At 67.7% G+C, this 10,887-nt stretch carries 10 protein-coding genes; 4 read left to right on the top strand and 6 right to left on the bottom strand.

From position 1 onward, the window contains the following. Both AC1DZV_RS09255 and AC1DZV_RS09250 read right to left on the bottom strand, forming a co-directional pair. On the bottom strand, positions 1-350 hold a 350-nt coding region (locus AC1DZV_RS09255; RefSeq protein ID WP_476953513.1), incomplete at its 3' end, for a helix-turn-helix domain-containing protein. Positions 351-378: 28 nt separating this feature from the next. Then, positions 379-630: a hypothetical protein gene (locus tag AC1DZV_RS09250; protein WP_476953512.1), complete on the bottom strand. Its 252-nt coding sequence runs from the start codon at positions 628-630 to the stop codon at positions 379-381. 266 nt (positions 631-896) lie between these two features. On the opposite strand from AC1DZV_RS09250, the gene AC1DZV_RS09245 reads away from it, so the two are divergent. Both AC1DZV_RS09245 and AC1DZV_RS09240 read left to right on the top strand, forming a co-directional pair. After that, complete coding sequence (locus AC1DZV_RS09245; protein ID WP_243181383.1) at positions 897-1,103, top strand: hypothetical protein; 207 nt, start codon at positions 897-899, stop codon at positions 1,101-1,103. 253 nt (positions 1,104-1,356) lie between these two features. Further along, positions 1,357-4,536, top strand: coding sequence for a bifunctional cytochrome P450/NADPH--P450 reductase (locus tag AC1DZV_RS09240; RefSeq protein ID WP_476950761.1), 3,180 nt, complete (start codon positions 1,357-1,359; stop codon positions 4,534-4,536). Between the two features lie 16 nt (positions 4,537-4,552). Here the strand turns inward: AC1DZV_RS09240 and AC1DZV_RS09235 are convergent, their stop codons facing one another. The 4 genes from AC1DZV_RS09235 to AC1DZV_RS09220 all read right to left on the bottom strand — a co-directional run bounded on the left by AC1DZV_RS09235 (position 4,553) and on the right by AC1DZV_RS09220 (position 8,992). Continuing rightward, positions 4,553-5,332, bottom strand: coding sequence for an enoyl-CoA hydratase (locus AC1DZV_RS09235; protein ID WP_223914579.1), 780 nt, complete (start codon positions 5,330-5,332; stop codon positions 4,553-4,555). A 69-nt stretch (positions 5,333-5,401) separates the two neighbouring features. Further along, a complete protein-coding gene (gene mmsB / locus AC1DZV_RS09230; protein ID WP_476950760.1) occupies positions 5,402-6,361 on the bottom strand; it encodes a 3-hydroxyisobutyrate dehydrogenase in 960 nt (319 codons plus the stop codon). Further along, positions 6,354-7,493 (bottom strand): enoyl-CoA hydratase/isomerase family protein, encoded by a 1,140-nt coding sequence (locus tag AC1DZV_RS09225; protein WP_476953511.1) that lies wholly within the window; start codon positions 7,491-7,493, stop codon positions 6,354-6,356. Before AC1DZV_RS09225 ends, mmsB begins: the two co-directional genes overlap by 8 nt. Beyond that, on the bottom strand, positions 7,493-8,992 hold the full coding sequence (locus AC1DZV_RS09220) for a CoA-acylating methylmalonate-semialdehyde dehydrogenase (protein WP_476953510.1): 1,500 nt from the start codon (positions 8,990-8,992) through the stop codon (positions 7,493-7,495). Before AC1DZV_RS09220 ends, AC1DZV_RS09225 begins: the two co-directional genes overlap by 1 nt. Before the next feature lie 131 nt (positions 8,993-9,123). On the opposite strand from AC1DZV_RS09220, the gene AC1DZV_RS09215 reads away from it, so the two are divergent. Next, on the top strand, positions 9,124-9,930 hold the full coding sequence (locus AC1DZV_RS09215) for an exodeoxyribonuclease III (protein ID WP_028277452.1): 807 nt from the start codon (positions 9,124-9,126) through the stop codon (positions 9,928-9,930). A gap of 31 nt (positions 9,931-9,961) precedes the next feature. Continuing rightward, a complete protein-coding gene (locus AC1DZV_RS09210) occupies positions 9,962-10,873 on the top strand; it encodes a DUF8083 family protein (RefSeq protein WP_476953509.1) in 912 nt (303 codons plus the stop codon). Positions 10,874-10,887 lie beyond the last annotated feature (14 nt).

Genomic DNA, 10,887 nt, shown 5'->3' with positions numbered 1-10,887 from the left:
CAGTCCGCCAGCCGCGGGACCCCGTGCCGGTGCAGGATCCGGGACACGGTCCGGGSCGGGACGCCGGTGAACGCAGCGATCCKCAGCGGMCCGAACCGTAACGACCGCCGGGCGTCCAGGACGGCTAGCTCACGGTYGGSACTCGTCCGGGCCGGTGATGACCTCGGCCGGCTYGARCGGTCCCGAAGCCCGGCCGCGCCCTCGGCCCGGAAACGTCTGACCCACCGGTACGCGGTCTGCCGGGACACGCCCAGCTCGGCAGCGATATGGGCGACCGGGCGGCCGGCGGCCACCCGGTCAACGATCAGGAGTCTTCCATGAACCGTCAGCCGGGCATTAACGTGGGACACGAGGACCTCCGAGCGCAAAGTGTGTGAACTAGACAGCTCCACTTAGCCCGGAGGACCTCCTCGTTTTCAAGCCCCACATGTCAACAACGTCCCGGCTCAGTACACCTAGGGCTGCGATGGAGTCAGGGTGCTCGACGTCAACCCACCAACCTGCGTTATCCAGGCTGAGCTGGTAGGTGCTGCGCCGGTCGCGCCAGTGCCGCGGCAGGCAACCCATCTTGACCTGGTTGCCCCAGTCGTCTTTGACGCCCTTGACGCAGTCCTCCAGGGTCATCCCCATGAAGTCGGCTCCTTTTGCATCGGGTGCTTGGCGCCGTAGCCGGACAGCACCTCCGCGAAAGCGATCTCGTCATTGTCGGAAATGTAGACCGTGGAGCCGGGAGTGTCATAGCGACTCCAGCCTGCCGGCTCATCACCGCTCAGGCGCCCGCGGATCCAAGGCACCGCGGTTGGTAGTGGTAACCCTGCGGCCGGACCGGAAGTCATCCAGGACCCAGAGCGGATCTAATGCTGCTTCGCTATTCGACTGAAGCTGAGCGTAGCCTCATGGACCGGACGTTGGGCAATCCCGAGCATGTATCGTCGGCAACGGTGGTCGAATTGTTGGAAGCCGTGAAGAACGAGATGATCCTGTCCCCTAACTCCGAGCGTGATGCGGCCCTTGCCTCGGTGACAACCATGCAACGCGAAGCGCCTTTCAGTCGTTTCCACGGCAAAATGTGGTTCCCGTTCAAGCTGCGATTGCTGTGCTAAGTGGGCTCAAATCTGATTGACATTCCCACCCCGCCGGCAGCAGGAACGCCAAGATCCCAACCGGCGTGTCGCGCCAGGCAGGGTCCCCCGTTGCGCAGGCCTCCCAGCGGGCTGACCCCGTTTGGTTGCCGTACCTATTTTGCCCGGCAGGTGGCCGGAGTATCGTGGTGCGGAGCTGGCCGGGCCGGTCCCGTCCGGCCAGGCAGCAAGCAGTGCTCACAGCGCGTCCATTGGCGATCGCCTAGGAGTGGCCATGACTTCGCCCAGCGTCCCTATACCGCAGCCCCCCACGAGGCCGGTGGTCGGCAATTTGCCGGACATCGACTCCAGCAAGGGAATCCTGGGAATAGTCGAGCTGGCGGAGCGGTACGGCCCCATAGTCCGCATCCAGTTCTTCAACCGCAGTATCGTCGCCATCTCTTCCCAGCAGCTCGTCAACGAGGTGTGCGACGAGTCCCGGTTCGGCAAAGTGCTGGGCGTTGCCCTGCGGCAGGTGAGGCAGTTCGCCGGCGACGGCCTGTTCACCGCAGATACACAGGAACCCAACTGGCAAAAGGCACACCGGATCCTGATGCCGGCGTTCGGGCCTGCAGCGCTGAAGCGGATGTTCGCCGGCATGGACGACATCGTCGAGCAGCTGCTGCTCAAGTGGGAGAGGCTGGGCCCCACGGCGCGGATCGACATTCCGGACAGCACCACCCGCCTGACGCTGGACACCATCGCCCTGTGCTCGTTCAACTACCGGTTCAACAGCCTCTACCGGGAGGAGATGCACCCGTTCGTCGGCGCCATGGTCCGCGCCCTGGTTGAGTCCGGGGACCGGGCGCGCAGGCTCCCAGTGCAGAACAAGATCATGCTGCGCAGGCGGCACCAGCTCGAGGAAGACCATGCCCTGATGTTCGAGGTCGCCGAACAGATCATCAGCGACCGGCGGCGCAACCCCAGCCCGCCGGGCAGCGAAGACATCCTGGACACCATGCTCAGCGCGGCGGACCCGGTGACCGGTGAGCGTTTATCCGATGAAAACATCCGCTATCAGATGGTCACATTCCTGATTGCCGGGCACGAGACTACCAGCGGCTTGCTGTCCTTTACACTCTACGAACTGCTGCGCCATCCAGGCGTCCTGGCCAAGGCGCGCGCACAAGTGGACGAGGTCCTTGGTACCGAAAGCGCCAGGTTCGAGCATCTGCCCCGGCTGGGATACCTGGACCAGATCCTTAAGGAAACGCTTCGGCTGTGGCCCACCGCTCCGGCGTTCAACGTGACTCCTTACGAGGACACGACGCTCGGCGGCCGCTACGAAGTCCCCGCGGGCCAGCCCATCATGGTCCTGATCCCGCAACTGCATCGGGACAAGGCGGCCTGGGGCGAGGACGCCGGCATCTTTGACCCGGAGCGGTTCTCCCCGGAACGGGCCGCCGAAATCCCCGCCAATGCCTGGAAGCCGTTCGGCAACGGGCAGCGCTCCTGCATCGGCCGGGGATTTGCCCTGCAGGAGGCCATGCTCTTCCTGGCCAAGCTCCTGCAGCGCTTCGAGGTCACGGCGGCGGACCCGGGCTATGAGCTGCAGATCAAACACACGCTGACCATGAAGCCGGAAGGGCTGTTCATCCACGTGCGCAGGCGGGACGTCACCATCGCGGCCGGCCCCCGGGCCGAGGTCGAACAGGCACGGCAGGCCGAAGCCGCAGCGGCGGCCGCCGCGCCCAACGGCGTCCCGATCCGGGTGCTCTACGGTTCCAATGCAGGCACGTCCAAGGACTTCGCCCAGCGCCTCGCCAACGACGCCGGACGGCGCGGCTACAGCCCCACCATCGGTCCGCTCGACGAGGCGGCCGGCGGGCTGCCCACGGAGGGGCTCGTCGCGATCGTGACGTCCTCCTACGAGGGGCAGCCGCCGGACAACGCCCGAAAATTCGTGGCCTGGACCGAGGGCCTGCGGCCGGGCGCCCTCGCCGGGGTGCGGTACACGGTCTTCGGCAACGGCAATAAAGACTGGGCGCGAACGTACCAGGAGGTGCCCAAGGCCATCGACGCCCGGCTCGAGGCAGCCGGTGCCACGCGGATCTATGCCCGGGGCGAGGCCAACGCCCGCGGCGACTTCTTCGGCGATTTCGAAGAGTGGTACGCGGGATTCTGGCCCGCGGTGGACGACGCCCTGGGGCAGCGGACCAGCCCGCCGACAGCGCAGCCCGAGCTGGAACTGCAGTTCGTCGGGAACGTCCGGGACCCGATGCTGCGCCAGAACGGGCTGGCGCTGGGCACCGTCGTCGCGAACCGGGAACTGGTCGATCTGGACAAGCCCGGCGCCCGGTCCAAGCGGCATGTCGAGATCGCCCTGCCCGAGGGGATGAGCTACCGGACCGGGGATTATCTGGCCGTGCTGCCCCTGAATCCCAGCGAACTCGTGCAGCGGGCCTTGGCCCGTTTCAACCTCGACTACGACTCGCACGTCCAGCTGAGCATGGAGCGCGGGGACACCTTCCTGCCCACGGGCGCGCCGGTGGCCGTGGGCGAACTGCTGAGCAGCTACGTGGAGCTCGCAGTCCCCGCCACCCGCACCCAGCTCGAGGATCTGGCGGATGTCGCGGCCGATCCTGCCCACCGCGCCGAACTTGAGGCCCTGGCCCAGGACCGCGGGCGGTACGCGGCCGAGGTCCTCGACAAGCGCGTTTCCCTCCTTGACCTGCTGGAGACGTATCCGTCATGCCAGCTGTCGTTCACCTCGTTCCTGCAACTGCTGACCCAGCTGACCCCCCGGCGGTACTCCATCTCCTCGTCCCCGCTCTGGAGCCCCGACCACGTGACCCTGACCTTCGCCGTCATCCAGGCTCCGGCGTGGTCCGGCCGCGGGGTCTTCGAAGGGGCCTCGTCCACCTACCTCGCCCAGGCCAGGCCCGGGTCAAGGGTCGCGGTTACTGTCCGCCCCTCGAACGCGGCCTTCCACCCGCCGCCCTCCCTGGCGGTCCCGCTCATCATGGTCTGCGCGGGGACGGGGCTAGCCCCCTTCCGCGGGTTCGTCCAGGACCGGGCGCTGCGGGCCGAGGCCGAGGAGACGACGCCGGCACCTGCCCTCCTGTTCTTCGGCTGCCGCGCCCCGGACACCGACTTCCTCTACCGCTCGGAACTCGCGTCGTGGGCGGACCAAGCCAACCTCGATCTGCGGCCGGCCTTTTCCACCGCACCCGAGGACGGCCTGAAATACGTCCAGGACAGGCTCTGGGCAGACCGGGCCGACGTCGTCGAGCTGGTCCGGCAGGGCGCCACGGTCTATGTCTGCGGCGACGGCAAGCACATGGCGCCGCAGGTAAGGGACACTTGCGCCCTCATTTACCAGGAAGCGACCGGCGCCTCCAAGGCGGAGGCCGAGGCCTGGATGGATGAAGTGGAGCGCACCCACGGCAGGTACGTGGCCGACATCTTCACCTGAGGCCGGCCGGTGCCGCCTAGCGGTGGTTGAACTCCGGCTGCCGCTTCTCGGTGAAGGCGGCCATGCCTTCCTTCTGGTCCTCGGTGGCGAACAGCGAGTGGAACACGCGCCGTTCAAACAGCACGCCCTGAGCAAGCCCGGTCTCAAACGCGGCGTTCACCGCTTCCTTGGCCACCATCGCCACCGGCTTGGATTTGGACGCGATCACCTCGGCGGCCTTCAGCGCCTCCTCGACGACGTCCGCGGCGGGGACCACCCGGGACACGAGGCCCGCGCGTTCGGCCTCCTCGGCGTCCATGAAGCGGCCGGTCAGGATCATGTCCATCGCCTTGGACTTGCCCACTGCCCGGGTCAGGCGCTGCGAGCCGCCCATGCCGGGGAGCACACCAAGGTTGATTTCCGGCTGGCCGAACTTGGCGTTGTCCCCGGCGATGATGAAGTCGCACATCATCGCCAGCTCGCAGCCGCCGCCGAGCGCAAAGCCGGACACGGCTGCCACGACGGGGATGCGGAGCCGGGTGAAGTCTTCCCAGCCGCGGAACCAGTCCGCCGCGTACATGTCCATGTAGCCCTTGGACTGCATTTCCTTGATGTCCGCGCCGGCCGCAAAGGCCTTCGCCGAACCGGTCACCACCACGGCACCGACCCCCGGGTCCGCGTCCATCCCGGCGACTGCCTTCACCAGCTCGTCCATCGTGGCCTTGTTCAGGGCATTGAGGGCCTCGGGCCGGTTGAGCGTCACGAGGCCCACGCGGCCGCGGCGCTCCACCAGGATGTTTGCGTACTGTTCCGTCATGGGTGGTCCCCTTAGGTGGTGCTGGTCTGGTTCTGGTTCTGATGTTGCGCGTTGGCTTCGGTCCGAAAACTAGTGCCCGGCCGTGCCTGCCTCGGATTTGCCTGCTTCCGACTTTTCCCGGATGTCGGTGATGATGCCGGAGAAGTCCCGGCCGGCACCGCCTTCCGCGGCAAACGTATCGTAAATTTCGGCCGCGAGCGGCCCGAGCCGGGCCGCGACGCCGGTGCTCTGCAACGCGTTGAGGGCCAGGTTGAGGTCCTTTGCCATGAGCGCCCCGGCGAAGCCCGGCTGGTAGTCCCGGTTGGCGGGGCTCGTCGGGACCGGACCGGGCACCGGGCAATTGGTGGTCAGCGCCCAGCACTGTCCCGAGGCGGCGGAAGCGACGTCGAACAGCGCCTGGTGGGTCAGGCCGAGCTTCTCGCCCAGCACAAAGGCCTCACTGACGGCGATCATCGAGACGCCCAGGATCATGTTGTTGCAGATCTTGGCCGCCTGGCCGGCACCGTGCGCGCCGCAATGGACCACCCGCTTGCCCATAACTTCCAGCAGGGGTTTGACGGCCTCGAAGTCCTCGGGAAGGGCACCGGCCATGAACGTGAGCGTGCCGGCTTCGGCGCCCACCACGCCTCCGGACACGGGGGCGTCGACGGCGCGGTGGCCAGCCGCGACCGCGAGTTCTGCGGCTTCGCGGGCCTCGTCCACGTTGATGGTGGAGCAATCCAGGAACATGGTGCCCGGGGCGGCGGCTTCGAGCAGTCCGGGCGCACCGCCGGCACCGCGGTAGGCGTCAAGGAGGTGCTTGCCGCTGGGCAGCATGGTCAGCACGACGGCGGCGCCCGCCGCCGCCTCGACAGCCGTCCCGGCAGTGGGAATGCCATGCTCCCGGGCGGCGTCCAGGGCCGCTGGCACGACGTCGAAGCCGGTCACCCGGTAGCCGGCCTTGACCAGGTTGACGGCCATGGGGCCGCCCATGTGGCCCAGGCCGAGGAAGGCGATGGTGCCGGTAACCGGGGCTCCTGCGTCAGACATGGTTCTTCTCCTTGTTCTTCTCCGCGTTCTTCTCCTTCGGAGAGAGTTTTAGTTCGCGCCCGCCCAGCGGGGCGAAGTAGGCCGCGACGTCCGTCCCGGTGACCTCGGCGAGGGTGGCGGGTTTCCAGCGGGGATTGCGGTCTTTGTCCACCACCTGGGCGCGAATGCCTTCGCGGAAGTCCGGGCCGTCGAGGAAGCGCAGGCCGACGCGGTACTCCTGCTCCAGCGCCTGCTCCAGGTTCAGGCCGCGGACCCGGCGCAGGGATTCCAGCGCCACCTTGACCGCCGTCGGCGACTTGGCCTCGATGGTGTCCGCGGCTGCGGCGGCCTCCCCGGCCGCCTCTCCACCAAAGGCCCGCAGCCGGCGCAGGATTTCCCCGGCGTCGTCGCTGGAGTAGCAGGCGTCGATCCATTCCTGCTGTGCGGCCAGGGCTGAAGCCGGTGCCGGTTCGGCAAATCGGGCGACGGCGGCCTCCGCCTCCTCGGTTTCGAGCGCTGCCGCCAGGTCCGGCAAACGGCCGGAGGGCACGAAGCAGTCGGCGAGGCCCAGGAACAGCGCGTCCGCGCCGCTCAGATGGGCTCCGGTCAGGGCCGCATGGGTGCCGGTCTCCCCCGGTGAGCCGGAGAGCAGCAGGGTGCCGCCGACGTCGGGAACAAACCCGATCGTCGTTTCGGGCATGCCCGTGCGGGTGCGTTCGGTGACGATCCGTACGGAGCCGTGGGCCGAGATCCCCACGCCGCCGCCCAACACCAGCCCGTCCATAAACGCGACGTACGGCTTGGGGTATTCGGAGATGAGCAGGTTCAGCCGGTACTCGACCGCCCAGAAGTCCGCGGTGGCGTCCCCGCCGTCGAGCATGTCCCGGTAGATGGCCACGATGTCCCCGCCGGCGCAGAGGCCCCGGTCCCCGGCGCCGCGGACCAGCACCGCGGCCACGGCGTCGTCGTCGGCCCAGAGCGTGAGCTGTTCGAGCATCGCGGCGGCCATGCCGGCCGTGAGGGCGTTGACGGCCGCGGGCCGGTTGAGCGTCACGACGCCGAGGCGGCCGCGCCGTTCAAACGTCACTTCCCCGGCCAAGAGTTCGCCGGCCGCTTCTCCACTGTCCGCCACCCGCGCAACGTCCGCCCCCATCAGCTGCCTTCCGGCATGATGAAGCTGGCGCCCTGGCGGATACCGGACGGCCAGCGGCTGGTGACCGTCTTGGTCTTCGTGTAGAAGCGGAAGGCGTCGGCCCCGTGCTGGTTGAGGTCGCCGAATCCGGACGCCTTCCAGCCGCCGAAGGTGTAGTACGCAATCGGCACGGGGATGGGGACGTTGATGCCCACCATGCCCACCTGGACCCGGCTGGCGAAGTCGCGGGCGGCGTCGCCGTCGCGGGTGAAGATGGCCACGCCGTTGCCGAACTCGTGTTCGCTGCAGAGCCGGAGGGCCTCGTCGTAGTCTTCGGCGCGGAGCACGCTCAGGACCGGGCCGAAGATCTCTTCCTTGTAGATCTTCATGTCCTTCGTGACGTTGTCGAACAGTGTGGGTCCGACCCAGAAGCCGCCGTCGTAGCCTTCGACCTTGAGGCCGCGGCCGTCGGTGACCAGGCTGGCGCCTTCCTCGACGCCGGAGGCGATGTAGCCTTCGATCCGCTCCTTCGCGGAGGCCGCCACCACCGGGCCGAAGTCGGAATCCGTGGCGAGGCTGTGGCCAACCTTGAGACCGGCGATCCGCGCCTGCAGTTTCTCCACGAGCACATCCGCGGTCTTCCGGCCGACCGGAACGGCCACCGAGATGGCCATGCAGCGCTCTCCCGCGGAGCCGAAGCCAGCCCCGATGAGGGCGTCCGCGGCCATGTCCAGGTCCGCGTCCGGCATGATCACCATGTGGTTCTTGGCGCCGCCGAAGCACTGGGCGCGCTTGCCGTTCGCTGCGGCGGTGGCGTAGATGTACTGGGCAATGGGCGTGGAGCCGACGAAGCCGATGGCCTGGACCCGCGGATCCTCCAGCAGCGCGTCCACGGCTTCCTTGTCCCCGTTGACCACGTTGAAGACGCCGTCCGGCAGGCCCGCCTCGGTGAAGAGCTCGGCGAGGCGCAGCGGCACGGAGGGGTCACGTTCGGAGGGCTTGAGGATGAAGGCGTTGCCGGCGGCGAGTGCCGGGCCGGACTTCCACAGCGGGATCATGGCCGGGAAGTTGAACGGCGTGATGCCGGCAACGACGCCGAGGGGCTGGCGCATTGAGTGCACGTCGACGCCGGTTCCGGCGTTGTCCGAGAACTCGCCCTTAAGCAGGTGCGGGGCGCCTGCGGCGAATTCGACCACTTCGATGCCGCGCTGGATGTCGCCCTTGGCGTCCGGGAAGGTCTTGCCGTGCTCGGAGGACAGCAGGGTGGCGAGCTCGTCCATGTGCTCGTTGACCAGGTCCACGAACTTGAGCAGGATCCGGCCGCGGCGCTGCGGATTCATCGCGGCCCATTCCACCTGCCCCTTTTCGGCGCTGGCGATCACGTTGCGCACTTCCTCGGTGCTGGCCAGCGGCAACCGGGCCTGGACCTCGCCGGTGCAGGGATCGTACACATCGCTGAACCGGCCGGAGGTGCCCTCAACCCGCTGCCCGTCAATGTAATGGGATAGTTCTCGAACCATGACCGAATGCTCCTTTGCATGTGACCTAGATCATCTCTTCAGCCGAATATACTCGGACTTCCTACTAATTTCCAGAGGACGGAGCCGACCGGCGGCTTCGTCCGGGGGCCAAGTTCGGTAAGTTAGGGACTGTGAAGATTGCTACCTGGAATGTGAACTCGCTCCGTGCCCGCGCCGACCGTGTAGAGTCCTGGCTTCAGCGCACGGACTGTGACGTCCTGGCCATCCAGGAAACCAAATGCAAGGACGAGAACTTCCCCTGGGAGCTCTTCGAGAACATGGGCTACGAGGTGGCGCACTTCGGCCTGAGCCAGTGGAACGGCGTCGCGATCGCCTCCCGGGTGGGACTCGACGACGTCGAACGCACCTTCCTGGACCAGCCCGTGTTCGGCAAGAGCGGCAAGGACGCCGTGCAGGAAGCCCGCGCCATCGGCGCCACGTGCGGCGGCGTCCGGGTCTGGAGCCTCTATGTCCCGAACGGCCGCGCCCTCGACGATGAGCACATGCCCTACAAGCTCAACTGGCTGGACATCCTGAAAACCCACGCCGGCACCTGGGTCAAGGAGGACCCCCAGGCGCAGATCGCGCTGATGGGCGATTTCAATATCGCGCCGCAGGACGATGACGTCTGGGACATCGACTTCTTCCGCGCCAACGCCATGACCCACGTCAGTGAACCTGAGCGGGCCGCCTTCCACGCCTTCGAGGAGGCCGGCTTCCAGGATGTCGTCCGCCCGCACACCCCGGGGCCCGGCGTCTACACCTACTGGGATTACACGCAGCTCCGCTTCCCGAAAAAGGAGGGTATGCGGATCGACTTCATCCTCGGCTCCCCGGCCCTGGCGGCACGGGTCACCGGTGCGATGATCGACCGCGAGGAGCGCAAGGGCAAGGGCGCCTCGGACCATGCCCCGGTGATTGCGGAACTGGCGGACTAATGGCTGCCGGCCAGGGAAGCGTCGTGATCCAATGACGGGGAGCATCTACCACGGACAGTCCGGGCTGCCGTTCTCTTCCGCGCTCCGGATCTACGAGCCCCTCGAGGCGTTCCCCGAACAGCAACGGAAGACCCTGAGGGCCGCCGGCGCCGGCCAGGCGTCCCGCGCGGCTGTGGAGAACGCCGAGCTCTTGGCGTCCCTGGGCCGCATCACCCGACCCGACGGGGATCCGTTTCCCACCGGCCGGACCGATCTGGTGCGCGTTGTCGCGGTCTCGGCCAGGCGGGCCCCTTCCGGCGCAGCGCACGACGCAGCCACGTCCGGGACTGCGGCCGCCCCGCAGCCCGACCGGTTGCTGTACTGCCCCAGCCAGCTGGTCCTCCGCGCCGGGCTGGCCGCCAATGCCCTGATGGAAGGCATCCATGGGCCCCTGGCCCAGCTGCTGATCCCGGAAGAGCAGCGGGACAAACACCAGGAACGCATTGATGAGGTGCGCGCCCACGATGGCCTCAGCCGGGTCCACACCAGGGCGTCCACGTGGGGCATTCCGTTCAGCTGGTTCTGCCTTTTCCAGGAATCGGACCCCACCGACGTCGTCGAATCCGACGGCCACATAGTCACGGTCCGCATCCGCGCCGGCATCGGCAACGCGCTGGAGCGGGTGAGCTACGCGGTGGCGCACCTGGCCCTCGCCGCGCCCGATCTCGACATGCTCGAGGACCTGACCCAGCTCACCGAATGGCTTGAACTCTTCCACCCGGACTCGGCAGTGGAACTCGACTACGGCGGGGTGGCAGACAAGGTCTATCCGGATGATTCGCCGCTGGATGTACGCCTCGGCATCGAGTGCCTGGCGGAGGGGGACATGACCGGCGCCGCCGCGGCCTACCGCCGGCTGGCCTCGCGTTGGGTGCCGATCCGCCAGCTGGCCCGCGCGTCCTAGCGCGGCCCGGACTC

The organism is Arthrobacter sp. P1_D12, from assembly GCF_056406175.1.
The sequence above is the reverse complement of the archived record's forward strand: the minus strand, read 5'-3'. Positions and strand labels throughout refer to the sequence as shown.